A 26,198-nucleotide genomic window follows, 5' to 3' on the forward strand; every position below is an offset into this window, starting at 1 on the left:
TAAGTGCCCCTGTCACAGGGAAACGGGTATAATTGCGGGCTCCCTAAATCGAATCTTCGATGGTTGGGTTGTTCACTGCTTTCACGTCTTCATCGGGAGTGGGAATGTCCAATCTGAGCAATGCATTGCAGTTGCGGTCTGTTCACAGCCAGCTGCCAGTCACGGCTTACTTTGACGAAGCGCTTCTTACGCGCGAAATCGACACCCTTTTCAAGAAAGGTCCTCGCTACATCGGCCACGATCTCATGGTGCCCGAAGCGGGGGATTATTTTGCCTTGCCCAGCGAACGCGAGGGGCGGGTACTCGTCCGTAACCAGCAGTCGCAAGTCGAGTTGCTGTCGAACGTGTGCCGCCACCGGCAAGCCATCATGCTCAACGGCCGCGGCCAGACGCAGAACATCGTCTGTCCGCTGCATCGCTGGACGTACGACCTGAAGGGCGAGCTGCTCGGCGCGCCCCATTTCGCCGACAACCCGTGCCTGAATCTCGGCGCCACGCCACTGCAGAACTGGCAGGGTCTGCTGTTCGAGGCTCAAGGTCGGGATGTCGCGAAAGATCTCGCACGCCTCGGCACCAAGCGCCATTTCGATTTCTCGGGCTTCATGTTCGATCACGTCGAAGTCCATGAGTGCAACTACAACTGGAAGACCTTCATCGAGGTCTATCTGGAGGACTATCACGTCGCACCGTTCCATCCGGGCCTCGGCAGCTTCGTCAATTGCGACGATCTGACGTGGGAGTTCGGCGACTGGTACAGCGTGCAGACGGTCGGCGTGCACAAGGCGCTCGAGCAACCGGGCAGCCCGACGTATCGCAGGTGGCACGACGAAGTGCTGCGCTTTCGCGACGGCAATCCGCCCGAGTTCGGCGCGATCTGGATGGTGTACTACCCAGGCATCATGATCGAGTGGTATCCGCACGTGCTGGTCGTGTCGTGGCTGATTCCGCGCGGTCCGCAGAAGACCACCAACGTGGTGGAGTTCTATTACCCCGAGGAAATCGCGCTGTTCGAGCGCGACTTCGTCGAAGCCGAGCGCGCCGCCTATATGGAGACAGCCCGCGAAGACGACGAGATCGCCGAGCGCATGGACGCGGGCCGCCTCGCGTTGATGGAGCGCGGCGAATCACAGGTCGGACCGTATCAGAGCCCGATGGAAGACGGTATGCAGCACTTCCACGAGTTTCTGCGGCGCGAACTCGGCACGATCTGATCCGCGCCGCGTGGCGCATCGATCGACTCAAGGAAAGACGGGCTTCGACCCGTCTTTTTTTGTTTAGACTACCGATATAGACCGGCCATGCGCCAGCCGCGTGAACGACGCGGCCCGCAGCCGCCATCGCCCGTATCGAGGAGACGCTCATGCCCCACACTCATTACACCACCCTGATCTCCGCGACCAATCTTGCCGAGCGGCTCACGGCCGCGCCGGGCAGCGTGTTCGTGATCGACTGCCGGTTCGACCTCGCCGATACCGACGCGGGCGAGAAAGCCTGGCTGGCCGGCCATCTGCCGGGCGCGCACTATCTGCATCTCGATCGCGATCTGTCCGGGCCGAAGAACGGCTCGAACGGCCGGCATCCGCTGCCCGATCGCGCGCGGCTCGTCGAAACGCTGGAGTCGCGGGGACTGAAGCAAGGTCAACAGGTCGTCGCATATGACGCACAAGGCGGCATGTACGCAGCGCGCGTCTGGTGGCTTTTGCGCTGGCTCGGTCACGACGCGGTCGCGCTGCTCGACGGCGGGCTGCAGGCATGGGAAGCGGCTGGCCAACCGCTGACGCAGGACGTGCCCGCGCAGAACACCGGCGACTTCAAGGCGGCCGCGCCGCTCGCCGTGACTATCGATACCCAGGCGGTCGAGCGCAATCTAGGTTCGAAGGAGCGAATCGTCGTCGATGCGCGCGCGGCCGATCGCTATCGCGGCGAAAACGAGACGCTCGACCGCGTCGGCGGCCATATCCCGGGCGCGCTGAACCGCTTCTTCAAGGACAACCTGACCCCCGACGGCCGCTTCAAGCCGGCGCACGCACTGCGTGAGGAATTCCACGCGCTGCTCGGCGACACGCCGCCCGAACACGTGGTGCTGCAATGCGGCTCGGGCGTGACCGCCTGCATCAATTCGCTTGCGATGGAGGTTGCCGGCCTGCATGGTTCAGCGTTGTACGCGGGCTCCTGGAGCGAATGGAGTTCCGACCCGAAACGGCCGGTGGCGACGGGGGCGAAACCTTGAGCGCGAGCCGCCGCAAGTCGTAACCAGACGCGAGGAATTCGAGCAGCGCTTCAAGCCACGCCGTGCTGCTTGAACCACACGAGCGCGCGACGCCAGCCATCCTCGGCATCGGCCTTCCTGTAGCTCGGACGGTAATCGGCGAAAAACGCGTGACCCGCGTCGTCATAAACGACGAACTGCGAGCCGCGTCCTGCTTGCGGCCCTTGCGCGATCGCCTGCTTCATCTGCTCGAGCGTGTCCTGCGGATTGCTTTGATCCTGGCGCCCGTACAGGCCGAGCACCGGCGCATGAAGGTCAGCGACGAGATCGATCGGATTGGCCGGCGTCATCGCATTCTTCGCGCCGGTCACGCGACCGTACCAGGCGACCCCCGCCTTCACGCGCGGATTGTGTTCGGCATAGAGCCACGAGATGCGCCCACCCCAGCAGAAGCCGTTCACGCCGAGCCGGTTCAGGTCGCCGCCGTTTTCGCCGGCCCACGCGACGGCTGCGTCGAGGTCGGCCAGCACCTGCTCGTCGGGTACCTTGCTGAGCAGTTGCTCGCTCAGTTGCTGGATGCTCGTGTAGACGGTCGGATCGCCCTCGCGCTCGAACAGGTTCGGCGCGATTGCCAGATAGCCCAGCTTCGCGAAGCGCCGGCAGACGTCCGCGATATGCTCGTGCACGCCGAAAGCCTCATGCACGACGAGGATCACCGGCAGATGCGTCTTGCCCTTCGGCTGCGCGCGGTAGGCCGGTATCAGCGTACCGAGCGAATGAAACGCCACCTCCCCTGCTTCGAGGCCGTCGCTATCGGTATGGATGGTTTGCGCCGAGACCGGCAGCACCGCCGCCGCGAAGCCGGAGCCCAGCGTCGCCTTGATGAAGGTGCGCCGATCGAAAGGAACGTGCGGGATCAGACAGTCGACTTCAGGCTTCAGCACGGGGCGCTCCTCGAAGTATTGTTAGAGGCAACAGGATACGCCTTGCGCGCATCCCGTTGCAGATTCAACTGAGGAGATCGTCCGCGCGCGTCAGTGCAGCTTGACGCGCGGCAGCGTGGTACGGCGCAACCAATGCGCGAAGGTGTCGAGCACCATGCGCGGATAGCCGTGCAGCGCCGCGATATGCAGCCGGTACAGCGACATGTACATGAAGCGCGCGAACAGCCCTTCGATCAGCATATTGCCGCCAATCACCCCGCCCATCAGATTGCCGACCGCGCTGAAGTGGCCGAGCGAGACCAGCGAGCCGAAGTCGCGATAAGTGAATTCCGGTAGTGGCCTGTTGTCGAGGCGCGCCGCCAGTCCTTTCATCAGAAAGCTCGCCTGCTGATGCGCGGCCTGCGCGCGCGGCGGCACGTTGCGCTCGTTGCCCGGCCACTCGCAGGCCGCGCAGTCGCCGAGCGCGAAGATGTTGTCGTCGATCCCGGTTTGCAGCGTACGGCGCACGACCAGTTGGCCGAGCCGGTTGACCGGCAAGCCGTCGAGCTGACCGAGCACCGCCGGCGCCTTGATGCCCGCCGCCCACACGGTCAGATCGGCCCGCACGGTGTGACCGCTCGCGGTGCGGATGTAGCCCGGCGCGACCTCGGCCACCGTCTCGCCGATCATCAGCTTCACGCCGAGCCTGGTCAGCAATTCGGCGGTGGCCGTGGAAACGCGCTCCTGCAACGCGGGCAGAATGCGCGGCCCCGCCTCGATCAGCACGATGCCGACGTCATGCCGCGGATCGAGCTTGTGCAAGCCATACGCGGACAACACCTGCGCGGTATTGCGCAACTCCGCCGACAACTCGACCCCCGTCGCGCCGCCGCCGACGATCGCCACCTGAATGCGCGGCTCGCTGGACGTCCACGTGCCGGGTCCCGGTCTCGACTCGACGGGCTCGTGTGCCTGATGCTCGGCGCGCATGCACGCCGCGATCAGGCGCTTGCGGAAACGCTCTGCCTCGCTAACCGTATCCAGTGCAATGGAGAATTCGGCCGCTCCCTTGACGCCGAAGAAGGCCGTGGTACTGCCGATCGCGATGATCAGCGTGTCGTACTCGAGCTCGCGTTCGGGCAGCAGTTCAGCGCCGTCGTCGTCCAGCACGGTGCCGAGCGTAATGCGTCGGTTCGTGCGGTCGAGTGCGGTCAGGTCGCCTTGCTGGAATGCGAAGCCATGCCAGCGCGCCTGCGCCGCGTACGGGAGCTCCTGCGTGAACGGGTCCATGCTGCCCGCCGCCACCTCGTGCAGCAGCGGCTTCCAGATATGCGTCGGATAGCGGTCGACCAGCGTGACCTGGGCCTGCGCGCTGCGCCCCTTCTTGTCGGCCCCATAGCGATCGCCAAGACGCGTCGCCAGTTCCAATCCTCCCGCACCTCCGCCAACGACGATAAATCGATGCATGGCACTTCTCCGTGTAGCCGATGAATTATCTGTCGCGACGCTGCGCATGAATGCGCCGTCCTGAACCGATTGTCCTCGACCCGCCTAAGAAGTCACAAGTCGCCAAAACCCATGTGTCACATGCGCACGACGTTATCGTGCGCATGTCACGGGCATGTCAATGCGCTTCCTCCCAGTTCAGGCCCGCACCGACCTCGGCGACGAGCGGCACCTTCAGCGCGGCGACGCCGCACATCAGTTCTGGCAGGCGCTTGCGGACTTCGGACAACTCAGCGTCGGGCACTTCGAGAATCAGTTCGTCATGCACCTGCATGATCATCCGCGTGCCGATCTTCGAGTCTTCGATCCAGTTCTGCACGGCGATCATCGAAAGCTTGATCAGGTCAGCCGCGGTGCCCTGCATCGGCGCGTTGATCGCGGCACGCTCGGCGGCCTGGCGGCGCGGACCGTTGCCGCCGTTGATCTCGGGCAGCCACAGACGACGGCCGAACACCGTTTCGACGTAGCCCTTCGCCTTCGCGCTCAAACGCGTCTCGTCCATATAGCGCGCGACGCCGGGATAGCGCGCGAAGTAGCGGTCGATATAAATCTTCGCCGCGTCGCGCGTGATGCCGAGGTTCGACGCGAGTCCGAACGCGCTCATGCCGTAGATGAGCCCAAAGTTGATGACCTTCGCGACGCGCCGCTGATCGCTCGACACTTCGAGCGGCGTCACGCTGAAGATTTCCGACGCGGTCGCGCGGTGAATGTCCTCGCCCTGCGAAAACGCGCGCAACAACGATTCGTCGCCCGAGATGTGGGCCATGATGCGCAATTCGATCTGCGAATAATCGGCGGAGACGAGCTTGTGCCCGAGCGGCGCGATGAACGCCTCGCGGATGCGCCGACCTTCGCCGGTACGCGCCGGAATGTTCTGCAGGTTTGGATCGTTCGATGCGAGCCGCCCCGTCACCGCGACGGCCTGCGCGTAGTTCGTATGCACGCGGCCGGTGTGCGGATTGACCATGCGCGGCAGCTTGTCGGTATAGGTCGACTTCAGTTTCGACAGGCCGCGATGTTCGAGCAGAATCTTCGGCAGCGGATAGTCTTCGGCGAGCTTCTGCAACACCTCTTCGTCGGTGGAAGGCGCACCGCTCGGCGTCTTCTTGATGACCGGCAGTTCGAGCTTCTCGAAGAAAATCTGACCAATCTGCTTTGGCGAGCCGAGGTTGAATTCGCCGCCGGCCAGTTCGTACGCCTTGCCTTCGAGTTCGATCAGACGCGTGGCGATCTCACTGCTCTGCTGACGCAGCTTCTCCGCGTCGATCAGCACGCCGGTCCGCTCCATCTTGCGCAGTACGCGCGAAGTCGGCACTTCGATCTCGCGATACACGTGGTCGAGCGACTTCTCCGCGGCGATCTGCGGATACAAGGCCTGATGCAAACGCAGCGTGATGTCTGCGTCTTCGGCCGCATATTCGGCGGCTTTGTCGAGCGCGACTTCGTCGAAGCCGATCTGCTGCGCGCCCTTGCCCGCGACCTCTTCGTACTTGATCGTCTTCACGCCGAGATGACGCAGCGCGAGGCTGTCCATGTCGTGCGTGCGATGCGATTCGAGCACGTACGACTCGAGCAGCGTGTCATGCTCGACGCCGCGCATTTCGATGCCGTAATTCGCGAGCACCTGTTCGTCGTACTTCAGATGCTGGCCGACCTTCTTGTGGCCGGCGCTTTCGAGCCACGGCTTGAGCTTCGCGAGCACTTCGTCGCGCGGCAGCTGCACCGGCGCGTCGGGGCCGCGATGCGCGAGCGGCACATACGCGGCGCGGCCCGCTTCGACCGACAGCGACAAGCCGACGATCTGCGCGATCATCGGATCGAGCGACGTGGTCTCGGTATCGAACGAGGTCAGCTCGGCCGCATTGATCCTGTCGAGCCACGCGTCGAGCTGCTCCCATGTTTGCACGGTCTCGTAGTGGCGCTCGTGATCGACGGACAACGCGGGGGACACGTCGGTTTCCGGACCTTCGACCGCATCGGCGATTTCGACTTCGCGCAGCCACGTCTTGAAGCCGTGGCGCGTGAACACCTCGCGCAACTCTTCGCGCGATTCGGGAAGGCTCGGCAAACTCTCCTCGATCGACACGATGTGCCCGGTCAGATCGCAATGACGCTCGACTGTGACGAGCTTGCGCGCCATCGGCAAAAAGTCCAGCGCGCGGCGCAGATTCTCGCCGACCGCGCCCTTGATCTCGCTCGCATGCCCGACGATGCCATCTAGCGACTCATATTGCGTCAGCCATTTGACCGCGGTTTTCGGACCGCACTTCTCGACGCCCGGCACGTTGTCGACGGTATCGCCGATCAGCGACAGATAATCGATGATGCGCTCCGGCGGCACACCGAACTTCGCGACCACGCCGTCGCGGTCGAGCGTTTCGTTGGTCATCGTATTGACGAGCGTCACGCGGTTCGACACGAGCTGCGCGAGGTCCTTGTCGCCGGTCGACACGACCACGTTCATGCCGAGCTTTTCCGCTTCGGTGCACAGCGTGCCGATCACGTCATCCGCTTCGACGCGATCGATCATCAGCAGCGGCCAGCCGAGCGCACGCACCGCGACGTGAATCGGCTCGATCTGACGGGCAAGATCTTCCGGCATCGACGGACGGTTCGCCTTGTATTCCGGATACCAGTCGTCGCGAAACGTTTTGCCCTTGGCGTCGAACACGCACGCGCTATACTCTGCTGTGACTTCCTTGCGCATGCGCCGCAGCATGTTGATCATCCCGTAGAGCGCACCCGTCGGGCCACCCTCGGGACCGCGCAGATCAGGCATCGCATGGTAGGCCCGGTACAGATAACTCGAACCGTCGACCAACAGCAGGGTCTTACCTTCAAGGCTTCGTTCTTCAGGCATTATGACTAAGAGAAAAGTGATTCCGAGTCTGCGATCGCTCGCAGATCAAGAGCGCGCAACGGCCAAGAAAGCCCGCGCATCGTGGCAGATGTTCACGATTATGGCAGAGTTTATCGAGGCGACCGAGTACCTGTCGGAGATTCGCCCGGCGGTCAGCATCTACGGTTCGGCGCGCCTGAAACCGAACTCGCCGTACTACAAACTCGCCACGCAGATCGCGCGCAAATTGTCGGATGCTGGCTTCGCGGTGATCTCCGGCGGCGGCCCCGGCATCATGGAAGCGGCCAACAAGGGCGCGCATGCGGGCAAGGCGCCTTCGGTTGGTCTGAACATCGAGTTGCCGCACGAGCAGTCGGGCAACCAGTGGCAGGACATCTCGCTGCGCTTCCGCCATTTCTTCACGCGCAAGGTCACGTTCGTAAAGAACTCGGACGCGGTGATCGTGATGCCCGGCGGCTTCGGCACGCTCGACGAACTGGCCGAAGTGCTCACGCTGATCCAGACCAAGAAGTCGCGCCATGTGCCGATCATTCTGGTCGGCGCCGAGTTCTGGGAAGGTCTGCTCGCGTGGTTCAAGAGCGCTCTGATTCCGATGGGTTTGATCAATCCGACCGACATCGATCTGATGCAGGTGATCGACAATCCGGACCAGGTGCTCGAAGCGGTGCTCAAGTTCTACGAAGACCGCGAGGAAGGCGAAGTTCATCCGGTCAAGTCGGAAGAAGACCGGATGTTCTACCTGTGATGGCAAGAGGCTGCGCGCCTCGCATTGCGCGTAGCACGATGCCCATCGTCGCGCACATGGCGGGCAGCCTTCGGGCTGCCCGCTTTCGTTTAGCAGGCCAGTTTGCGGCGCGCTGACTGTCAACCGGATTGGCGAACAAATCGTTTGCACGCTTGCCGTCCGGCGCTAACGTGCTCAGCTGGTACTCGAAGCTCGCAATCTGAACGAACTCACCTCACCCGAAGCCGCGCTCGCGCGCCGCGCACTCGTCGATGCTGCGACTGCCGCTGCCGCCGACGATGCTTGTGCTCACGCCGCTCAGCATTTATCTTGCTGCAAGGAGCGCGCAATGAACGACATGCTCGATTCCCTTGCGGCGATTTTTAGTCAGCTGTCGCCGCTCGCGTTCCGCGGCGGCAATACGATCCTTCCGGAGATGCAGCGGCAGGTGGTCGACGTGCATCACTGGATGCCGGCCAGCGAGTTCAGCGCGCTGTTCGCGCTCGCTCAAGCCGCGCCCGGCCCGAACCAGATGATCGTCACGCTGATCGGCTGGCATGTGGCCGGCTGGGCCGGCATGCTCGTCACGTCGATTGCGAAGTTCGGGCCGTCGTCGCTCCTGACGATCCTCGCGCTGTATGCGTGGGACCGCTTCAAGGACCGTCCTTGGCGCCGCTTTGCGCAGCTGGGACTCGTGCCGGTGACGGCCGGCCTCGTCGCGGCGAGCGCGGCGCTGATCGCACGCGCGTCGAATCCGACCGCGATAGCGTGGGCGATTACTGCGTTCACGGCCGTGATGGCGACGAAGACGCGGATTCATCCGCTGTGGCTGCTGGCGGGCGGGGAGCTTGATCGGGTTGACCCGGTTTCGGGCAGGGTTGAGCCGGCGAGCGTCACCTCGACAACCAACGAAGATTGGTTCCGACGTCGCTCGCGAGCCATCTTCAAAGCGGCACATCCAGCGTAAGCGGGCTGTTTATCAGTGCCTCGGCCTGAGTTACTGAAACGCGACTTCCGCGAAACTCCGCAGCTTGCGGCTATGCAATCGATGCAGCCCATTCATCCGCAGCAGTTCCATCGCCTTCACGCCGATCTGCAGATGCTGATCGACCTGCGCGCGATAGAACTGATCGGCCATGCCCGGCAGCTTCAGCTCGCCGTGCAGCGGCTTGTCCGACACGCACAGCAACGTGCCGTAAGGCACGCGGAAGCGGAAGCCGTTCGCGGCGATCGTCGCGCTTTCCATATCGAGCGCGATTGCACGGCTTTGCGACAGCCGCTGCACCGGCTCGCGATGATCGCGCAGCTCCCAGTTGCGATTGTCGACGCTCGCCACCGTGCCCGTGCGCATCACGCGCTTCAGCTCGACGCCGTCGAGCTGCGTGACCTGCGCGACCGCGCGCTCGAGCGCGACCTGCACTTCGGCGAGCGCCGGAATCGGCACCCACAGCGGCAGATCGGCATCGAGCACATGATCTTCGCGCACATAGCCGTGCGCGAGCACGTAGTCGCCGAGACGCTGCGTGTTGCGCAGTCCCGCGCAGTGGCCGAGCATGATCCACGCATGCGGACGCAGCACCGCGATGTGATCGGTGATTGTCTTCGCATTCGACGGCCCGACCCCAATGTTGATCATCGTGATGCCGCTGCCGTCCGCGCGTTTCAGGTGATAGGCCGGCATCTGCGGCAGACGTGGCGGCAGCGTGCCCTCCTGCGCCTGCTCGCCGAGATTCTCGTTGTAGGTGATGACGTCGCCGGGCTCGACGAACGACGTGTATTCGCTGCGATAGGCGCGCAATTCCTCGTCGTCGGTACGGGCCATCATGCCCCGGCCGAGCTTGACGAATTCGTCGATATAGAACTGGTAGTTGGTGTACAGCACGTAGTTCTGCACATGCGTCGGCGAGGTCGCCGTGTAGTGCTTCAGCCGATGCAGTGAAAAATCGACGCGCGCCGCCGTGAACAACGCGAGCGGATGCGGCTCGCCCGGCAGCGGCTCGTACGTGCCGTTGACGATGCGGTCGTCGAGCAGCGCGAGGTCCGGTATATCGAAGATGTCGCGCATCAGGAACAGGCGCTCGCGGTCCAGATCGCCTTCGAGGTGGATGCCCTCGGCGAACGCGAAATGAATCGGAATCGGCTGGTCCGACACACCGACTTCGATCTGCACGTGATGATTCTTCGCCAGCAGCCGCAGTTGCTCGCGATAGTAGTTGCCGAACAGGTCTGGCCGCGTGACGGTCGTCTCGAACACGCCCGGCCCCGCGACGAAACCGTACGAGCGGCGTGAATCGACGTGCGTGTTGACCTCGGTACGCACGCGCACGAACGGATAACAGGCGCGCACGCGATGGTCGAACTGCTCGTTGCGGCGATAGCGCGCGAACGCATCGCGCAGGAACGACGTGTTCGCCTCGTAGATCGCGGCGAGGCGGGTGACGGCCTCGGCCGCGTCGTCGAAGCCTTCGGTTGGGAAGCTGTTGGCGGGAGTCTGCACCGTGCGCTGATTGATATCGTTGTTGATCATCATCGTTCACCCTTTTTGATGAGACGACATTACCACGGAACCCGCTGTTGCCAAATGTCGGCGGCGACGCTTGCAACAGCGCCCGCGAGAACGCGCGCAGGTTGCGCGAAAGCGGCGCAAAATAAGGCTTGGCGCCCGTGCGTCAGGCCGGATTTGCTAGAATCCGGGCACCCAATCGGAGAATCACCATGAAGCTGCTCCTTCCCATCGCTGTTGCGCTGGCTCTGGCCTTCGGCAACGCCGCGATGGCTGCCCAGCCCGTCGACGAACCGCCGGCCGCCGGCGTGCCCCAGTCCGCCAATGAACGGGCCGGTCTGCCGGACCTGGACAAGATCAATCGTCCGGGCGCAGAGGTCAGCTCGAAGGTCAACATCAACGTTCCGCGCACGCCGAGCTTTCACGAAGTCAGCCCGAACGGCACCGAAATCACCGAATTCCGCGACAAGGGCAAGCCGGTCGAAATCGACGTGCATTCGAATTTCGGCACCCGCTACCAGATGAGCGCGTCGCCCGATACGTCGCCCACCGTCCACGACAGCGGCAAGCCCAGTACGCGCTTGCCATCGGTGAATCTCCACTATTGATCGTTACGAAAGCGGCACGCCGGCAACGGCGGCCGCGGCGCGAGCGCGCCCCCGCTTAATCCGATCGCGGCCGCTGCGCGATGAACCCGCGCTGAATGCGGCGACGCTTGCACTTCGCCGTTCCGCATTCGTCGCCCGCTCCGCCACATTCGTTTGTCTCACCTCGCACTGGCCGCACCGCGCCAGCCCGACCAACCTGATCCGACGTTTCCGCATGGCCGTCTTCACCGCTGTCAACGAATCCCAACTCGCAGAATGGATGAGTCACTACGATCTCGGCGATGTCGTCGAGTTTCGCGGCATTTCGTCCGGCATTGAAAACAGCAACTTCTTTCTGACGACGACGCGCGGCGAATACGTGCTGACGATTTTCGAAAAGCTGACAGCTGAACAACTGCCGTTCTATCTGAACCTGATGCGGCATCTTGCCGCGCATCGCGTGCCGGTACCGGATCCGATGCCGCGTCTCGACGGCGCGCTGTTCGGCATGCTGCTCGGCAAACCCGCGACCATCGTGACGAAGCTCGAAGGCACACCCGAACTCTCGCCGGGCGTCGAGCATTGCGTCGAGGTCGGCCAGATGCTCGCCCGCCTGCACCTCGCGGGCCGCGACTATCCGCGCTATCAGCCGAACCTGCGCAGCCTGCCGTGGTGGCGCGAATCCGTGCCGACGATCCTGCCGTATCTGGAAGGCGAGCAGCGCGATCTGCTGGCGTCCGAGCTTGCGCATCAGGAAGCGTTCTTCGCCTCCGCCGATTACGCGGCAATGCCCGCGGGCCCGTGCCACGCCGACCTGTTCCGCGACAACGCGATGTTCGCTCACGCGGCGCCCGACACCGGCCACGAAGTGCGGCTCGGTGGTTTCTTCGATTTCTATTTCGCCGGCTGCGACAAGTGGCTGTTCGACGTCGCGGTGACGGTCAACGACTGGTGCGTCGACCTCGCGACCGGCAAGCTCGACGCCGAGCGCACCGAGGCGCTGTTGCGCGCGTATCAGACGGTGCGGCCGTTCACCGTCGAGGAAAACCATCACTGGGGCGACATGCTGCGTGCGGGCGCATACCGTTTCTGGGTCTCGCGCCTGTATGATTTTCATTTGCCGCGCGCGGCCGAACTGCTGAAGCCGCACGACCCCGGTCATTTCGAACGCATTCTGCGCGAGCGCCTGCAGGGCGTCGCGAATCCAGGCATCCATACCTCATGCAACTGATCGAAGTCCCCGCGAAAACCGGCTATGTGTGGTTCCGCCAGGGTATCTGGCTATTCCGCAAGAATCCGCTCGCCTTTCTGACGCTGTTCTTCACCTATTTGCTGGTGATGACGCTCGTGTCACAGATTCCGGTGGTCGGCGGCGTGTTGCCGCTATTGTTCATTCCCGGTGTCGCGGTCGGCTTCATGGCCGCATGCCGCAACACCATCGCGGGCAAACCGGTGTTTCCGACCATCCTTGTCGACGGCTTTCATTCGTATGGCCCGGTGGTCGCGCGGCGGCTGCTCGTGCTCGGCGTGCTGTATGTCATCGCCATGGCGCTCGTGCTGGCCGGCTCGGCGCTCGCCGACGGCGGCATGCTGCTGAAGGTGATGCTCGGCAACGCGTCGATGGACGAGAACACGATCGCCAACAGCAATATCCCGCTCGCGGTGATCACCGCGCTCGCGTTCTACATACCGGTCGCGATGCTGTTCTGGTTCTCGCCCATCCTCGCCGCCTGGCACGACGTGCCGCCCGTCAAGGCCATGTTCTTCAGCGTGGTCAGTTGCTGGCGCAATCGCGGCGCTTTCGTCGTATTCGCGGCGCTGTGGTTCGCAGTCGCAACGGTCGTGTCGATCGGGCTGTCCGCGCTGATGCAGGCGCTCGGCGCGGCCGACTTCGCGTTCGCGATCCTGATGCCCGCGACGATGATCGTCACGACCATGCTGTACTGCTCGTTCTACGCGACCTATCGCGGCTGCTTCGGCGTGCAGACGCCGCAAACGCCGGATCTGCCGACCACGCCGGCGGCCTGATCCGTCGTTCCCGCGCGGGAGCCGTTCTGGCGCCCGCGCGCGCCGCGTGTTCCGCGCGCACCTTCCCGACGTCTCTGTCGACACACCTGTTCCCGACGCTCGGCATCCTGAATCGACTTGCGGCACAATGGTTTGCGTGCAATCCATTTGCACGCTCTTTTTGCCGAGATGAATCATGACCCAGCGCCCCGCTCTCCCCTTCACGCTCGACGAGCAACTGTGCTTCGCGCTCTACTCGACCTCGCTCGCGATGACGAAAGCGTACAAGCCGCTGCTCGAAAAGCTCGGACTCACGTATCCACAGTATCTGGCGATGCTCGTGCTGTGGGAAACCGACGAGGTCACCGTCAAGGACATGGCCGCGCGCCTGAATCTCGATCCGGCGACGGTCACGCCGCTGCTCAAGCGTCTCGAAGCGCAACGACTCGTCGCGCGCGCGCGCGGCACCGACGATGAGCGCCTCGTCTACATTCGCCTGACGGGCGCGGGCAAGGCGCTCAAGCGTCAGGCGCGCGACGTGCCCGGCGAAATCTTCTGCGCGACGCAGCAGACGGCGGACTTCCTGCTGCGTCTGCGCGACGACCTCACACGCCTGCGCACGACGCTCAACGACTTCATGGACCAGTAGGGCGATAACTGAAAAGGACTAGTTCCGGTTCCATCGCAAAATTCATTTGCACACAAATGATTTGTGTACTATCTTCCTCACATGCCGCTTCGCTAGCGCTTCGCCAGACCGGCGAACCGGCAGCCAGCGGCAAACAAGCCAACCCTGACACCCCAGACTAGGAACCGCACCATGAACATCCTCTACAAGGCAAGCGCAACGAGCACCGGCGGCCGCGACGGCCGCGCCGTATCGTCGGACGATGCATTGGACGTGAAGCTGGCGGCACCGCGTGAACTCGGCGGAAATGGCGCAGCAGGCACGAATCCCGAACAGCTGTTTGCAGCCGGCTACTCGGCCTGTTTCCTGAGCGCCATGAAGTTTGTCGCCGGCCAGCGCAAACAGGCCCTGCCGGCCGACACGCAGGTTTCCGCCGACGTCGGCATCGGTCCGAACGACAAGGGCGGCTTCGCGCTCGACATCGACCTGCGTATCACTCTGCCGGGTCTGGCTGCGGACGCTGCCAGGGAACTGGTGGATGCAGCGCACCAGGTCTGCCCGTACTCGAACGCTACGCGTAACAACGTCGCGGTTCGTCTGCACGTCGCTTGAGGTCAGGTCGGCCGTTGCGCCGATCAGCAATGCTCAAGAAGAACCGCTCACGGCGCATTACCCGGTGCCGTCGCGAGCAGCGCCCGCACCCTGCACAATAGGGCCGGGCGCTGATTGTTTTCGCGCGCACGGCACGCATCCTGCGTAGCCGGTCCTCGACCACCTTCAGCCCGACCGCCTCTCCCGATGACATGCGCCCGCCGCCTGCACGACAGCTTCGACTCCGGCCTCGTCTGGTTCCGCCGCGATCTGTGCAGCACCGATCATGCCGCGCTGTAGTACGCGCCCAAGCATTGCGAGCGTATCTGGTGCGTGTTCGTATTCGACACGACGATCCTGCAGCCGATTGTCGATGCCTGGCAGACGCGCCACCCAGGCGAGCCGGTGCAGGATCGCCACACTCGACCAGCTCGGCTTCGCGCCTGGCAACCTGACGGACTTGCAACTGCCCGCCGGCATGAGCGGCGCCCAACAGCCGCTCGACGATTTCCTCACGCGCATCGACAGCTACGCGGAACGGCGCGATTTCCCCGCTGTGAAAAGCCGAGCTATCTGTCGGTGCATCTGCGCTTCGGCACGGTGTCGATCCGCACATTGGCGCGGCTCGCGTACGAGATGTCGCTGCAACCCGACGGCAAAGGCGCCGCGACATGGCTGTCGGGACCGATCTGGTGGGATTTTTACTTCATGGTCCTCGCGCACCACCCGCGCCTCGCGAAAAGCGCGCCGTTCAAGCCGGAATACGAGCAGTTGCACCAGGAAAAAGGCCGCTCGGCCGACGCAGCGTTCGCCGCCTGGTGCGACGGCCGCACCGGCTATCCGCTCGTCGATGCCGCGATGCTGCAGTTGAACCAGACCGGCTATATGCACAACCGTCTGCGGATGGTCACGGCAAGCTTCCTCGCGAAGGATCTCGGCATCGACTGGCTCCGCGAGCGATACTTCGCCGATTTGCCGAACGACTTCGATTTCTCGGCGAACAACGGCGGCTGGCAGTGGGCCGCCTCGACCGGCTACGGCGCGCAACCTTACCCCCGTATTTTCAATCCGGTCACGCGAGCCGAAAAATTCGACCCCGACGGCGCTTTATCAAACGATATCTACCGCAGCTCGCGAACTTGCCGGCAAAATGGATTCACGCGCGGTGGCTGGCCGGCGCTGAGCGGCTCGCGGAATTCGGTGCATGGTACTGGGCGGGAATTATCCCGAACGGATCGTCGACCAGGCGCAGGCCCGCGAGCGCACACTGGCCTGATACGGAAAGTGAGTGCCTGCTCACATTATTGAATATTGAATAAGAAGGTCTGAAGGGGGCGAAGATGCGCCGTCTGCCGTCGCTGCTCGTGTTTTTGATCCTGACGCTGGCGGCCGGCTGGGCCGCGAGTCTGTCTCTGCCGGACGCGTGGTACACGGGCCTGCAAAAGCCTGTGTTCAATCCGCCGAACTGGGTTTTTCCACCGGTCTGGACCGTACTTTACGTACTGATGGCGTTTTCCGCGTGGCGTGTGTGGAAGCGCGACGGCCTGACCGCGGCGATCGTACTGTGGGTCGTGCAGCTGGTGTTCAACGCCGCGTGGATGTGGCTGTTTTTCGGCCTGCATCGGCCGGAGACGGCGCTGATCGACATCCTGATTCTGCTGCTACTGATCGTGATGCTGACGTATGTGTTCTGGCGGCGCGATCGCCTCGCGGGCATTCTGCTCGTGCCGTATGTCGTGTGGGTCGCGTACGCCGCGCTTTTGAACTACGCGTTGTGGCAGTTGAATCCGGCTGCTTGAGTGGAGTCTGCCAAGCGGGCGCGAAGGCCGCGCGATGAATAAAGGAGAGTGCGCGATACGGGCAATGGCCTTGATGGCCAACCCCAAACATCAGCGCCTCACCACGCGCCGATGTTCCGATTGCTGACGGCCTGATGCCGGTTACAGGCAGTCGGCTTAGCCGTAGTGCTGGCTCATCCACGACGGACGCGCGTTCGTCTCTTGATCGAGCTTGCGCATGCGGAATTCGAGATCGTAGAGATCGGTCGCTTCAGCGAGATAGGCGTCAGCGCGCTCCTTCGCGAGCTGGTCCGGCGACTTGGTCAGAAACAGAAACAGGCGGCTGATCAGATACATGGTTCACCTCGGCAGTGATAGCTAGGCGTTTACGCCTAAGGGATAACCCGCATTATAGGGAAAACCCTGATTTCATGCCACTGCTCATTTTCGAGGTGTTGCTCGGACGTCACCGCCCGACCGACGATGCCGCCAATCCTTCCGCGATGCGGCCCGCGTCCGTACGACGCTGATGCCGGAAAAACTCCCACAGCATGGCGCTCGCGTCCGGGCCCTTGGACGAATGGAAGGGCAGCGCATCGTCGCCGCCGGCCCATGCGTGACCCAGCCCCTGCACACGACAAACCCGTACCACGCGCCGCCCGCCGCGCAGATAATCGCGCATCACGACGCCATTTTTGCGGTCCTCGCGCGTCTCGCCGGCTTTGCGCGCGCCGTTTACGTCAATGAGGCGGTTCAGACGCAGAAACTGTGTCGCCAACTGGTCCGCGTTGACCGGCGCCACCACATGGTCGGCATCGCCGTGGACGATCAATGCCGGCATGCCCGGGTATTGCGCGACGTTCGTGGTTTCGTCGACGAGTTCCGCCGGCTCGCGACGCGCGCCGCGCCGCATCACGTCCATCGCGGTAATGCCGGAGCGCGCCTCGCCGAAAGCGGGGCCGGAATGCAGCGCGACCGCGGCGAAATGGCCGGGATACTTGACGGCCAATAGCGCGGTCAGCCCCGCGCCCGCCGAAATCCCCGCCACGTAGACACGCGCGCGGTCAAAGCTGTGCTGCTCGACCAGCGAATCCACCAGCGACACGACCGCGCGCGCTTCCGCGCCGCCCGCGTTATCGCCGGCATCGTACCAGTGCCAGCAGCGGTGCGAGTGCGCGTGCTTCGATTGCTCCGGATACACGACCGCGAAGCCGTAGCGGTCGGCGAGCAGGTTCATGCGCGTACCCTCGGCGAATTCGTCGATCGACTGCGTGCAGCCATGCAGCATTACGACCAGCGGCATCGCCTCATGCGCGTGCCCGGACGGGATATAGAGCCCGTACTGCAGGTGATTGACCAGCCGGCCCGGCGCGGCCGGCGCGGAATGGAACGAGCGCGTCCACGCGCCGCTCGCCCACGCGGCCGCGCGTGGACGCACGCGCGACTCGCGCGGCGCTTCGCGTTTCATCGGCGTGCGTAGCGCGGCAGCCGGCTTCAGTGGATGAGCCTTGCTCGACGGTTTGGTGGTGGCGGCGCGAACCGGTCGCGCCTGCGCTCGCTTGGCGGTTTTTTGCGCGTGTTCGGTTTGGATCGCGAGCAGGCGCTTGAAACCACGCAGCCAGATTTTCGACAGGCTTTTTGCCATCGGCGATAACCTCGCAAAAGGGACAAAGGCGGACCCCAAAACTGCGGATCAGATGAAGTTGTGCAATGCACAATAACATCATTTTTCCTGCGGTGCTGAACACAGCGCCGCTCTTCGTGCCCCATTTCGATCGTCGCGAACCTTGCCGGGGCCCTGTCGTCAAACCACGTCGACAGCCGTTCGGCAGCTCACATTCGGCGTGCAAAAGCGCTGTGCGCCGCAAGACCGTCGCGCGACACCCGACTATACTGGCGGTTGATCTCCCGACGTGTCGATCCGGGCCGCACCGGCGTTTCGTGCCGGCCGCGCGCCGATTTCCACCAACCCGATTTCACGCGACCCGCGTCGCGCTCCCGCCATGCCCGATTTACCGATCCACCTGTGGTATTCGATCACCAGCCTCGGCGGCGCCGGCTTGACGCTGCCGCTCGCGCTCGCCATCGCGCTGTGGTTGGCGGTCGGCTACTCGTGGCGGCTCGCGGCCTGCTGGCTCGCGCTGCTCGGTACGGCGATCGGCGTCGTGACCGTGACCAAGCTCGCCTTCCTCGGCTGGGGCGTCGGCGTGCGCGAACTCGATTTCACCGGCGTCAGCGGTCACTCCATGCTGTCCACGGCCGTCTATCCGGTCGCGCTGTTTTTGATGCTATTGCCCGCGCGCCGCGCCGTCCGGCTGCTCGGCGTGCTCGGGGGGCTTGCCGCCGGCCTGGCGGTGGGCTTGTCGCGCGTCGTGCTGAGCGCGCATTCGCCGTCCGAAGCCGTGACTGGCTGCCTCGTCGGCGCGCTCACCGCGCTCGTGTTCGTGCGCATCGCGTGGAATGCGGAGCCGGGCCGGCTGTCGGCGCTCCCGGTCACCGTCAGCCTGATGGTGCTGGCAATCCTGATGCACGGCGTGCACGTGCCCACGCAGCGCTGGGTCACGCATATCGCATTGAAGGTGTCCGGCCACGACCGGCCGTTCATTCGCGCGAAATGGCTGTCCCCACGCGACATTCGACCGTCGGCCGCGCCGCTGTCGCAAACGCGCAATACGCTCCAGCCGATGCGCGCGTCGGACATCTGAGACGCTGCGCCGACCCTTCCGCCGCGTTTTCAAGCTTCCTTTTACAGTTTCGTAGCACTTCCCTCGCGCTTCACGCGATACGTGAAGCGCTGCGCCGAATCGACCGTTTCGCCCACCGCTATAACCGCGCATATATTACGATAGCGTTTTTAAGCTACTGCTTCCCGTTCACGTCAGACTCCAGGTCCTTCATGACACTCTCTTGCCATCTGAAGCAGTACGCGCTGTGCGTCGCAGCCGCCGTCGCCGTCGTGGTCAGCGTCAATGCCCACGCCGATGAACTGGTGGTCTCGGCCGCCGCCAGCCTGACCAATGCGTTCAAGGCGGTCGGCGACGCGTTCGAGCAACAGCATCCGGGCACCAAGGTTCTGTTGAACTTCGGCGCGTCCGACGTGCTGATGCAACAAATCGTCAAAGGCGCGCCCGCCGACGTATTCGCGTCCGCGGATCAGAAGGCAATGGACAAGGCCGCCGCCGAAAAGGTGATCGTGCCGTCGACGCGGCGCGACTTCGCCGCCAACTCGCTGGTGCTGATCGTGCCAGCCGACAGTCATTTCGCGCCCGCCAACCTCAACGCGCTGACGACCGCGAACGTCAAGCGGGTCGCGTTCGGCGATCCGGCCTCGGTGCCGGTTGGCCGCTACACGCAGGGCGAGCTTCAGGCCGCCGGCGTGTGGGACGCGGTCAGCGCGAAGGCAGTGCTCGCGTCGAACGTGCGTCAGAGCCTTGATTACGTCGCGCGCGGCGAAGTCGACGCCGGCTTCGTGTTCGGCACCGATGCCGCGATCATGCCCGACAAGGTCAAGGTCGCGCTGAACCTGCCGACGCAAACGCCGATCGGCTATCCGATCGCGCAGGTCGAAGGAAGCCATCACGCGGCCGACGCGCAAGCCTTCATCGACTTCGTGCTATCGCCGGCCGGCCAGGCGGTGCTCGCGAAGTACGGCTTCAAGCCGGCGCATTGATTCACGGGGAGAGCACACGCTCATGCAACAGGCCTGGGTTCCGCTGCTGCTATCGCTGAAGGTCGCAGGATGGGCCACCGCGCTCACTCTCGTGCTCGGCGTCGCGGCCGCGCTCGGCCTGTCGCGCTGGCGCTCCGGCGCGCGCGACGTGATCGATTCGCTGCTGATGCTGCCGCTCGTGCTGCCGCCCACCGTGCTCGGCTATTACCTGCTCGTGCTGCTCGGCCGACGCGGCGTGATCGGCGCGTGGCTCGACCGCTTCGACATCCAGCTCGTCTTCACGTGGCAGGGCGCGGTGATCGCGTCGACGGTGGTCGCGTTTCCGCTCGTGCTGAAGTCCGCGCGCGCCGCCTTTGAAGGCGTCGATCCGCAGTTGGAGCGCGCGGCGCGCACGCTCGGCGTCAGCGAAGCCGCGGTGTTTTTCCGCGTGACGCTGCCGCTCGCCGCGCGCGGCATCCTCGCGGGCGGCCTGCTCGCGTTCGCGCGCGCGCTCGGCGAATTCGGCGCGACGCTGATGATCGCGGGCAATCTGCCAGGCCGCACGCAGACACTGTCGGTCGCGGTCTATTCGGCGGTGCAGGCCGGCGACGACAGCACCGCCAACTTCCTCGTGCTCGTGACATCGGTCGCGTGCGTGACGATCCTGCTGCTCGCGGGGCGTCTCGTGCCGCAGCACACGCTTCTGAGAGCCCGCTGACATGCCGCTCAACGTCGCCATCCGCAAGACCTTCGAGACCGCCGAGCGGCGCTTCACGCTCGACGTCGCGTTCAGCGCGAGCACGCAGCGGCTCGTGCTGTTCGGGCCGTCGGGCGCGGGCAAGAGCCTGACCTTGCAGGCGATCGCCGGCTTGCTGCGTCCCGATGAAGGGACCATCACGCTGCACGGCACCACCTTGTTCGATAGCGCGGTCGGCATCGATCAGAAGCCGCAGGCGCGCAAGATCGCGTATCTGTTTCAGGACTACGCGCTGTTTCCGCATCTGAACGTGCGGCAGAACATCGGCTTCGGGCTGCACCGGGGCTGGCTCAATCCGCGTGCGCGCGGCGCGCATGCGCAGGTCGATTACTGGCTCGATGCGCTCGAATTGAGGGGCTTGGCGGGCAATCACCCGGCGCAGCTGTCGGGCGGGCAGAAGCAGCGTGTGGCGCTCGCGCGCGCGCTGGTTTCGCAGCCGCGCCTGCTGCTGCTCGACGAGCCGTTTTCCGCACTGGATAGTGAGTTGCGCCAGCGCATGCGACGCGAGCTATCGGACCTGCAAACGCGGCTCGATATTCCGATGGTGCTGATCACGCACGATCCGGACGACGTCGCCGCATTCGGCGATCAGGTCGTGCGGGTCAGCGACGGCCGCGTGCGCGAGGATCATCCGTTCGCAGGATATGCGCGCAGCGAGGCGTCGCCTCGTTGAGCGGGTGGCATTGCGCCTTCGTTACGCCCCGGCAACCTCAATCCTTCACGCCAAGTATCACGCTCGACGCCTTGAACACCGCGACCGCGCTCGCGCCTTCCTGCAAACCGAGCATGTCGACGCTGCCATTGGTGACGACCGCCGTGACCACCGCGCCGCCTTCGAGCCCGAGCGACACTTCCGCGTTCACCGCGCCGCGCTTCACGCTGTGCACGGTGCCACGCAACTGATTGCGCGCCGACAGGTTCAACGGCGCATCGCGATCGCCATCACCCGGTACGAGCAAAACGACCCACGACGCCTTGATCAGCGAAAACGCCGCCACGCCGATCGCGAGCCCGAGGGCTTCGGTGCTTTCGTGCGTGAGCACGGCGACGATCGTATGGCCGCCGGGCAGCGCGAGCGACACTTCGTCGTTGACGGTGCCGCGCTCGATCGCCGACACCGTGCCGTAGAACTGATTGCGCGCGCTCGTCTTCACGCCGATGCGGCCGATCAGGTCCCAGTCCGTCGCGAAGCCCTCGCCAATCGCCGCGCCCGCGCGTTCGAGAAAGCGTCGATGCTCGCGCTCGACCGCGCGAAACGTCTCGATCAGCTTCACCGCGCGCGGCGTCAGCGTCGTGCCGCCGCCGCCCTTGCCGCCGGTCAGACGCACGACGAGCGGCTCGCCGGCGAGGTTGTTCATCGTGTCGATGGCATCCCACGCGCCTTTGTAGCTGATGCCGACCGCCTTCGCCGCGCTCGTGATCGAGCCGGTCTCGCCAATCGCCGCAAGCAGCGCGATGCGGGCCGCGCCGCCGAGCGTCTGCGTGCCCGCCTGAAACCAGACGGAGCCGCCGACTTCGAGGGCATCGCGGGGAGGATCGGGGCGGTCGACGGTCATGGCAGAGAGTGGTTGAGGGTACGTGGCAGGGCGGCGAATCATTATAGCGACGCGCTCTTCCGCCGCTGGCCCCTACGCTTGCCGCTCACCATGGCACGACTCTGCCGAGGTAGTCGAGGTAATGCAAACCGGCACGGCCCTCGTAAGCGTCGATCGTGCTGACCAGGTTCGGGATGCTTTCGTCGATGCTCAGACGCGCGTCCGGCCCGCCCATATCGGTTCGCACCCAGCCGGGCGCCATCAGCAGCAGGGTTCTGGTATCGCTTCGATGACGCGCGGCAAAGCTTCGCATGAACATGTTGAGCGCGGCCTTGCTGCCGCGATAGACCTCGTAGTTGCCATTCTCGTTGTTGGCGACGCTGCCCTGCCCCGACGACATCACGCCGATCGTGCCAGTCGGCCGAACGAGATCCTGCAGCGCCTCGACGACCCGCATCGGACTCAACGCGTTCGTCACCATCACGCGCACGAATTCGTCGGTCGATACATCCGCGATCGTTTCACTATCGTCGTTCTTGACGCCGGCGTTGACGAACAGCAGGTCGATCGGACGTCCTTCGAGGCGGCCCCGCAACGCGGCGACCTGTTCGGGCATCGTGATGTCGACCGTTTCGACTTCGAGTGCGTCATGTGACGCCGTCGCAAGCTGAAGGAGCCTGGTCGTGGAATTTTGCCTGCCGGTCGCGATGACTCGCCAGCCGCGCTTCAGATACTCCTCGACCATCGCGAAGCCGAGGCCGCGCGAGGCGCCGATCAGAAGCACGGTTTTTTGCTGGTTTGCTGGTTGCATGGAGCGTTTCCTGTCGATGGACTCGGGTTAAAGCCGGTCCAGGAAATATAGTCCCGCGTGATACAGCGCGGAAGATGCAATGCTTGCACTTACCGACCGTGAATCGTCGATTAGCAAGCGCACGAATCAGGAGACCGCGCGATGTCACCCTCTCGTGAATACTGGTTCCCAGCCAAACGCTATGGCTGGGGTTTGGGCCTTCCCGTGCGCTGGCAAGGATGGCTGACGCTGCTCGCGTATTTCGTGTCGCTCGGGGTGGTCGTTTTCCGGTTTCTGGAGTTGACCCGCTTTCGTGGACACCTATCCTTTGGAACAGGAGGTGTCCATCATGGGAAAGCACCGCAACCCTTACCCTCCCGAATTTCGGGCGTAGATTGTCGAACTGGTCAAGGCCGGGCGCACACCTGCATCACAGCCAGCGTGCGCCCTTGGGTCGGCCGTATTCCCGCGCTTTCGAGCGGCAGCCAGTCGATCTGATTCTTGAATACGGCCGTGAGATTGCCGTGGCGTTCCGGGCTGCACCAAACCTGCCCCTCCGACCACTCGGACAGCTTGCGCGTTGAAGTGGTCACGGGTGCCAGCTTGTCCACGTCCGGTAGATCGAGGTGAATAGGGCTGACGTTCGGCAGATCACTCATCACGATCCGTTTCTCCCCAAGTTGGGCGCGGCGTTCCGCTGCCCTGATTCGTACCATGCTTGCGAACGGTTCACGACCCCCACGACGAGCAGCATCACGGGGACCTCGATCAGAACCCCAACCACCGTCGCCAGTGCGGCACCCGAATGAAAACCGAACAGGCTGATGGCCGTGGCCACGGCGAGTTCGAAGAAGTTGCTTGCGCCAATCAGACTCGACGGGCCAGCGACGCAATGTGCGACGCCCAGCTGGCGGTTGAGCAGGTAGGCCAGTCCCGAGTTCAGAAACACCTGAATGAGGATTGGCACGGCGAGCATCGCGATCACCAGCGGCTGCTCAACGATCTGCTGACCCTGAAACGCAAACAGCAGGACCAGCGTCACGAGCAAGGCGCAGATGGACCAGGGACCGAGACGGGCAACGACGCTACGGAAATGCTCTTCGCCCTTTCGAAGAAAGCGTTGGCGCAGCAGTTGCGCGAGGATGACCGGGATCACTATGTAAAGGCCAACCGAAGCGATCAGTGTGTCCCAAGGCACTGTAATCGCGGACAGCCCGAGCAGTAACGCGACGAGCGGCGCGAACGCCACGACCATGATCGAGTCGTTCAGCGCGACCTGCGACAGAGTGAAATACGGGTCGCCCTTGCACAGCTGCGACCACACGAAGACCATTGCCGTGCACGGCGCGGCGGCGAGCAGGATGAGACCTGCGAGGTAGCTGTGGAGTTGCTCGACGGGCAGCCACGGCCTGAACACGTGACGAATGAACACCCAGCCCAACACGGCCATCGAGAACGGTTTGACGAGCCAGTTGACCGCGAGCGTCACGCCGATGCCGCGCCATTGGCTGCCGACCTGCTTCATCGCCGAGAAGTCGATCTTGATGAGCATCGGGATGATCATCACCCAGATCAGCACGCCGACGGGCAGGTTGACGTGCGCGAGTTCCATGCGCCCGAGCGCCTGAAATGCGCCCGGCAACAACTGGCCGAGTATCACGCCTGCCACGATGCACAGCGCAACCCACACCGTCAGATAGCGCTCGAAGAAGCCGATAGCCGGGCGCGCTGCTGCACGAGCCTCAGCGCGACTCATTGGTTTCCTCTGCCGGACGCTCGCCAATGGCGCGCATTTCGCGCTGGATTGCGTCGTGGTTGAGCGCGTGCAGCGGCAGGTTCACGAACTGGCTCACGCGATTCATGATCTGTCGATAGACCTTGTCGAAAACTTCGCGCTTCTCGTCGTCGGTTCCCTGGCAGGCTGCGGGATCTTCAAAGCCCCAGTGCGCGCTGATCGGCTTGCCGGGCCAGATCGGGCAGACCTCGCCCGCGGCCTGATCGCATACGGTAATGACGAAGTCCATCTGCGGCGCGTCGGGCGTTGCGAACTCGTCCCAGCTCTTACTGCGCATCCTCGCGGTGTCGTAGCCCAGTGCCGCGCATTTCTCGATCGCGAACGGATTGACTGCGCCGGATGGATGGCTGCCCGCGCTGTACGCGCGAAACTGTCCTTTGCCGAGCACGTTGAACAGCGCCTCGGCCATGATGCTGCGTGCGCTGTTGCCGGTGCAGAGAATCAGTACGGAATACGGTTTGCCGCTCACGTGCGGCTCCGAAATGAAATGCTTGCCTGGGACGGAGCGCAGCAGGCTGCCGCGGATTCGTTTGCTGCCGATGCCTCCTGGGTATGAGATTGCCCATAGATGGGAGCCGATTCGAGGGTCAGAAAGGTTTCCCAGGCCACGCCTTGCGGATCGACGGTCCACGCCTTGTCCGACTTCGCGTAACAGCATGTCGTGCCGCTCTGGTGCTGCACGGGAACTTCAGCGGCGGCGAAGCGCGCGTTCATCTCTGCCAGTTCTTCATCGGTTTCGACCTGGATGCCAATGTGATCGACGCCAGGTTTCGCCCCGCGTTGCGAGATCGCGAAGTTCACGACGGGGTCGCTCAACTCCCACTTGCAGTAATCGCTCTTGATGACCGTCGGCTCGACGTTGCCAAACATCGCGCTGTAGAAGCGGATGCTGTCGGCAAGATTGTCCACAGCCACGTGAATGTGCATGCGTTTCATGTTTCGTCTCGGCAGCAGTTGGAAAGGTCGCTCGCGGCGCACGATGCACCGGAGCAGCAGTTCTCTGTGAGGAAGCCGATCAGCGACGTCATCGCGTCGAAGTTTGCGGTGTAGATGACGAAGCGCCCTTCCTGTCGCGGACTCACCAGTCCGGCGTGTGTCAGGTCTTTCAGGTGGAATGAAAGGCCGGAAGGCGAAATGCCTAACTGCTGCGCTATTTCGCCAGCCGCCATGCCTTCGGGGCCGGCAACGACGAGCTGGCGAAAGATCGCGAGACGGGATTCGTGAGCGAGCGCGCCGAGCGCGCGTACGGCATTGATCGTGTCCATAAAGACACTATATCCACTTCACCGTTATATTTCGATATTTGTTGAAATATCGCAATTTGGTCGGTGGTTCGCTCTTTGATGACGCATGGCG

The 26,198-nt window shown here is 63.8% G+C and carries 25 protein-coding genes and 3 pseudogenes; 15 read left to right on the top strand and 13 right to left on the bottom strand.

Annotation, left to right across the window (positions count from 1 at the left end; all coding sequences use genetic code 11):
- The first annotated feature begins 104 nt into the window (after positions 1–104).
- Together F6X40_RS19140 and F6X40_RS19145 are read left to right on the top strand one after the other, a co-directional pair.
- Positions 105–1,211 (top strand): aromatic ring-hydroxylating oxygenase subunit alpha, encoded by a 1,107-nt coding sequence (locus tag F6X40_RS19140; protein ID WP_184072178.1) that lies wholly within the window; start codon positions 105–107, stop codon positions 1,209–1,211.
- A gap of 149 nt (positions 1,212–1,360) precedes the next feature.
- On the top strand, positions 1,361–2,230 hold the full coding sequence (locus F6X40_RS19145) for a sulfurtransferase (protein ID WP_184072179.1): 870 nt from the start codon (positions 1,361–1,363) through the stop codon (positions 2,228–2,230).
- 50 nt (positions 2,231–2,280) lie between these two features.
- Here the strand turns inward: F6X40_RS19145 and F6X40_RS19150 are convergent, their stop codons facing one another.
- The 3 genes from F6X40_RS19150 to polA all read right to left on the bottom strand — a co-directional run bounded on the left by F6X40_RS19150 (position 2,281) and on the right by polA (position 7,498).
- Positions 2,281–3,153: a dienelactone hydrolase family protein gene (locus F6X40_RS19150; protein WP_187628853.1), complete on the bottom strand. Its 873-nt coding sequence runs from the start codon at positions 3,151–3,153 to the stop codon at positions 2,281–2,283.
- Between the two features lie 90 nt (positions 3,154–3,243).
- Entirely contained in the window at positions 3,244–4,599 is a 1,356-nt protein-coding gene (locus tag F6X40_RS19155; RefSeq protein ID WP_187628854.1) for an NAD(P)/FAD-dependent oxidoreductase, read from the bottom strand.
- Positions 4,600–4,756: 157 nt separating this feature from the next.
- On the bottom strand, positions 4,757–7,498 hold the full coding sequence (gene polA / locus F6X40_RS19160) for a DNA polymerase I (protein WP_187628855.1): 2,742 nt from the start codon (positions 7,496–7,498) through the stop codon (positions 4,757–4,759).
- A 1-nt stretch (position 7,499) separates the two neighbouring features.
- Between polA and F6X40_RS19165 the strand changes: the two genes are divergently transcribed.
- Together F6X40_RS19165 and F6X40_RS19170 are read left to right on the top strand one after the other, a co-directional pair.
- Complete coding sequence (locus F6X40_RS19165) at positions 7,500–8,243, top strand: TIGR00730 family Rossman fold protein (protein ID WP_035471771.1); 744 nt, start codon at positions 7,500–7,502, stop codon at positions 8,241–8,243.
- Positions 8,244–8,571: 328 nt separating this feature from the next.
- Positions 8,572–9,072: pseudogene (locus F6X40_RS19170) on the top strand (chromate transporter); the annotation flags it as partial.
- Positions 9,073–9,219: 147 nt separating this feature from the next.
- Here F6X40_RS19170 and F6X40_RS19175 read toward each other — a convergent pair.
- On the bottom strand, positions 9,220–10,746 hold the full coding sequence (locus F6X40_RS19175) for an AMP nucleosidase (protein ID WP_409259241.1): 1,527 nt from the start codon (positions 10,744–10,746) through the stop codon (positions 9,220–9,222).
- A 191-nt stretch (positions 10,747–10,937) separates the two neighbouring features.
- Between F6X40_RS19175 and F6X40_RS19180 the strand changes: the two genes are divergently transcribed.
- The 7 genes and pseudogenes from F6X40_RS19180 (at position 10,938) to F6X40_RS19210 (ending at position 16,337) form a co-directional block, all read left to right on the top strand.
- On the top strand, positions 10,938–11,333 hold the full coding sequence (locus F6X40_RS19180; RefSeq protein ID WP_187628857.1) for a hypothetical protein: 396 nt from the start codon (positions 10,938–10,940) through the stop codon (positions 11,331–11,333).
- A gap of 214 nt (positions 11,334–11,547) precedes the next feature.
- Positions 11,548–12,543, top strand: coding sequence for a homoserine kinase (locus F6X40_RS19185; RefSeq protein ID WP_187628858.1), 996 nt, complete (start codon positions 11,548–11,550; stop codon positions 12,541–12,543).
- A complete protein-coding gene (locus tag F6X40_RS19190; RefSeq protein ID WP_187628859.1) occupies positions 12,534–13,340 on the top strand; it encodes a BPSS1780 family membrane protein in 807 nt (268 codons plus the stop codon). The genes F6X40_RS19185 and F6X40_RS19190 overlap by 10 nt, the downstream gene beginning before the upstream one ends.
- Before the next feature lie 175 nt (positions 13,341–13,515).
- Entirely contained in the window at positions 13,516–13,968 is a 453-nt protein-coding gene (locus tag F6X40_RS19195; protein ID WP_187628860.1) for a MarR family winged helix-turn-helix transcriptional regulator, read from the top strand.
- A 171-nt stretch (positions 13,969–14,139) separates the two neighbouring features.
- Complete coding sequence (locus F6X40_RS19200; RefSeq protein WP_184072186.1) at positions 14,140–14,559, top strand: organic hydroperoxide resistance protein; 420 nt, start codon at positions 14,140–14,142, stop codon at positions 14,557–14,559.
- 186 nt (positions 14,560–14,745) lie between these two features.
- Positions 14,746–15,814, top strand: a pseudogene (locus F6X40_RS19205) (cryptochrome/photolyase family protein).
- Positions 15,815–15,878: 64 nt separating this feature from the next.
- Complete coding sequence (locus F6X40_RS19210) at positions 15,879–16,337, top strand: TspO/MBR family protein (protein ID WP_090808383.1); 459 nt, start codon at positions 15,879–15,881, stop codon at positions 16,335–16,337.
- Positions 16,338–16,493: 156 nt separating this feature from the next.
- On the opposite strand, the gene F6X40_RS19215 is transcribed toward F6X40_RS19210, so the two are convergent.
- On the bottom strand, positions 16,494–16,673 hold the full coding sequence (locus F6X40_RS19215) for a DUF3563 family protein (RefSeq protein ID WP_090808381.1): 180 nt from the start codon (positions 16,671–16,673) through the stop codon (positions 16,494–16,496).
- Positions 16,674–16,782: 109 nt separating this feature from the next.
- Entirely contained in the window at positions 16,783–17,961 is a 1,179-nt protein-coding gene (locus F6X40_RS19220) for a PHB depolymerase family esterase (protein WP_187628861.1), read from the bottom strand.
- 358 nt (positions 17,962–18,319) lie between these two features.
- On the opposite strand from F6X40_RS19220, the gene F6X40_RS19225 reads away from it, so the two are divergent.
- The 4 genes from F6X40_RS19225 to F6X40_RS19240 all read left to right on the top strand — a co-directional run bounded on the left by F6X40_RS19225 (position 18,320) and on the right by F6X40_RS19240 (position 21,395).
- A complete protein-coding gene (locus F6X40_RS19225) occupies positions 18,320–19,021 on the top strand; it encodes a phosphatase PAP2 family protein (protein ID WP_187628862.1) in 702 nt (233 codons plus the stop codon).
- Between the two features lie 191 nt (positions 19,022–19,212).
- Positions 19,213–19,986 (top strand): molybdate ABC transporter substrate-binding protein, encoded by a 774-nt coding sequence (gene modA / locus F6X40_RS19230; protein WP_187628863.1) that lies wholly within the window; start codon positions 19,213–19,215, stop codon positions 19,984–19,986.
- Between the two features lie 22 nt (positions 19,987–20,008).
- Positions 20,009–20,683, top strand: a complete 675-nt coding sequence (gene modB / locus F6X40_RS19235) for a molybdate ABC transporter permease subunit (RefSeq protein WP_090808372.1) — start codon at positions 20,009–20,011, stop codon at positions 20,681–20,683.
- Between the two features lies 1 nt (position 20,684).
- Positions 20,685–21,395, top strand: a complete 711-nt coding sequence (locus F6X40_RS19240; protein ID WP_187628864.1) for a sulfate/molybdate ABC transporter ATP-binding protein — start codon at positions 20,685–20,687, stop codon at positions 21,393–21,395.
- A 37-nt stretch (positions 21,396–21,432) separates the two neighbouring features.
- Here the strand turns inward: F6X40_RS19240 and F6X40_RS19245 are convergent, their stop codons facing one another.
- From F6X40_RS19245 to F6X40_RS19275, 7 genes and pseudogenes are all read right to left on the bottom strand, one after another.
- Positions 21,433–22,278: a TOBE domain-containing protein gene (locus tag F6X40_RS19245; RefSeq protein ID WP_187628865.1), complete on the bottom strand. Its 846-nt coding sequence runs from the start codon at positions 22,276–22,278 to the stop codon at positions 21,433–21,435.
- 85 nt (positions 22,279–22,363) lie between these two features.
- Positions 22,364–23,068, bottom strand: a complete 705-nt coding sequence (locus F6X40_RS19250; protein WP_184036122.1) for an SDR family NAD(P)-dependent oxidoreductase — start codon at positions 23,066–23,068, stop codon at positions 22,364–22,366.
- A 398-nt stretch (positions 23,069–23,466) separates the two neighbouring features.
- Positions 23,467–23,706 (bottom strand): annotated as a pseudogene (locus tag F6X40_RS19255) (NAD(P)H-dependent oxidoreductase); the annotation flags it as partial.
- Positions 23,706–24,803 (bottom strand): ACR3 family arsenite efflux transporter, encoded by a 1,098-nt coding sequence (gene arsB / locus F6X40_RS19260; RefSeq protein ID WP_187628866.1) that lies wholly within the window; start codon positions 24,801–24,803, stop codon positions 23,706–23,708. The gene arsB and the pseudogene F6X40_RS19255, both read right to left, overlap by 1 nt.
- Positions 24,790–25,311 carry an arsenate reductase ArsC gene (locus F6X40_RS19265; protein ID WP_187628867.1) on the bottom strand — a complete coding sequence of 174 codons (522 nt, stop codon included), beginning with the start codon at positions 25,309–25,311 and terminating at the stop codon, positions 24,790–24,792. Before F6X40_RS19265 ends, arsB begins: the two co-directional genes overlap by 14 nt.
- On the bottom strand, positions 25,308–25,778 hold the full coding sequence (locus tag F6X40_RS19270) for an ArsI/CadI family heavy metal resistance metalloenzyme (protein ID WP_187628868.1): 471 nt from the start codon (positions 25,776–25,778) through the stop codon (positions 25,308–25,310). The genes F6X40_RS19265 and F6X40_RS19270 overlap by 4 nt, the downstream gene beginning before the upstream one ends.
- Positions 25,775–26,107 (bottom strand): ArsR/SmtB family transcription factor, encoded by a 333-nt coding sequence (locus F6X40_RS19275; RefSeq protein WP_018424160.1) that lies wholly within the window; start codon positions 26,105–26,107, stop codon positions 25,775–25,777. The genes F6X40_RS19270 and F6X40_RS19275 overlap by 4 nt, the downstream gene beginning before the upstream one ends.
- Positions 26,108–26,198: the final 91 nt, after the last annotated feature.

Source organism: Paraburkholderia sp. UCT31, from assembly GCF_014397655.1.
GTDB classification, from domain to species: domain Bacteria; phylum Pseudomonadota; class Gammaproteobacteria; order Burkholderiales; family Burkholderiaceae; genus Paraburkholderia; species Paraburkholderia tuberum.

Coding starts and splice junctions, on each gene's coding strand:
- F6X40_RS19140 (WP_184072178.1), top strand. CDS start 105: ATGTCCAATCTGAGCAATGCATTGCAGTTGCGGTCTGTTCACAGCCAG.
- F6X40_RS19145 (WP_184072179.1), top strand. CDS start 1,361: ATGCCCCACACTCATTACACCACCCTGATCTCCGCGACCAATCTTGCC.
- F6X40_RS19155 (WP_187628854.1), bottom strand. CDS start 4,599: ATGCATCGATTTATCGTCGTTGGCGGAGGTGCGGGAGGATTGGAACTG.
- polA (WP_187628855.1), bottom strand. CDS start 7,498: ATGCCTGAAGAACGAAGCCTTGAAGGTAAGACCCTGCTGTTGGTCGAC.
- F6X40_RS19165 (WP_035471771.1), top strand. CDS start 7,500: ATGACTAAGAGAAAAGTGATTCCGAGTCTGCGATCGCTCGCAGATCAA.
- F6X40_RS19180 (WP_187628857.1), top strand. CDS start 10,938: ATGAAGCTGCTCCTTCCCATCGCTGTTGCGCTGGCTCTGGCCTTCGGC.
- F6X40_RS19185 (WP_187628858.1), top strand. CDS start 11,548: ATGGCCGTCTTCACCGCTGTCAACGAATCCCAACTCGCAGAATGGATG.
- F6X40_RS19190 (WP_187628859.1), top strand. CDS start 12,534: ATGCAACTGATCGAAGTCCCCGCGAAAACCGGCTATGTGTGGTTCCGC.
- F6X40_RS19195 (WP_187628860.1), top strand. CDS start 13,516: ATGACCCAGCGCCCCGCTCTCCCCTTCACGCTCGACGAGCAACTGTGC.
- F6X40_RS19200 (WP_184072186.1), top strand. CDS start 14,140: ATGAACATCCTCTACAAGGCAAGCGCAACGAGCACCGGCGGCCGCGAC.
- F6X40_RS19210 (WP_090808383.1), top strand. CDS start 15,879: ATGCGCCGTCTGCCGTCGCTGCTCGTGTTTTTGATCCTGACGCTGGCG.
- F6X40_RS19215 (WP_090808381.1), bottom strand. CDS start 16,673: ATGTATCTGATCAGCCGCCTGTTTCTGTTTCTGACCAAGTCGCCGGAC.
- F6X40_RS19220 (WP_187628861.1), bottom strand. CDS start 17,961: ATGGCAAAAAGCCTGTCGAAAATCTGGCTGCGTGGTTTCAAGCGCCTG.
- F6X40_RS19225 (WP_187628862.1), top strand. CDS start 18,320: ATGCCCGATTTACCGATCCACCTGTGGTATTCGATCACCAGCCTCGGC.
- modA (WP_187628863.1), top strand. CDS start 19,213: ATGACACTCTCTTGCCATCTGAAGCAGTACGCGCTGTGCGTCGCAGCC.
- modB (WP_090808372.1), top strand. CDS start 20,009: ATGCAACAGGCCTGGGTTCCGCTGCTGCTATCGCTGAAGGTCGCAGGA.
- F6X40_RS19240 (WP_187628864.1), top strand. CDS start 20,685: ATGCCGCTCAACGTCGCCATCCGCAAGACCTTCGAGACCGCCGAGCGG.
- F6X40_RS19245 (WP_187628865.1), bottom strand. CDS start 22,278: ATGACCGTCGACCGCCCCGATCCTCCCCGCGATGCCCTCGAAGTCGGC.
- F6X40_RS19250 (WP_184036122.1), bottom strand. CDS start 23,068: ATGCAACCAGCAAACCAGCAAAAAACCGTGCTTCTGATCGGCGCCTCG.
- arsB (WP_187628866.1), bottom strand. CDS start 24,803: ATGAGTCGCGCTGAGGCTCGTGCAGCAGCGCGCCCGGCTATCGGCTTC.
- F6X40_RS19270 (WP_187628868.1), bottom strand. CDS start 25,778: ATGAAACGCATGCACATTCACGTGGCTGTGGACAATCTTGCCGACAGC.
- F6X40_RS19275 (WP_018424160.1), bottom strand. CDS start 26,107: ATGGACACGATCAATGCCGTACGCGCGCTCGGCGCGCTCGCTCACGAA.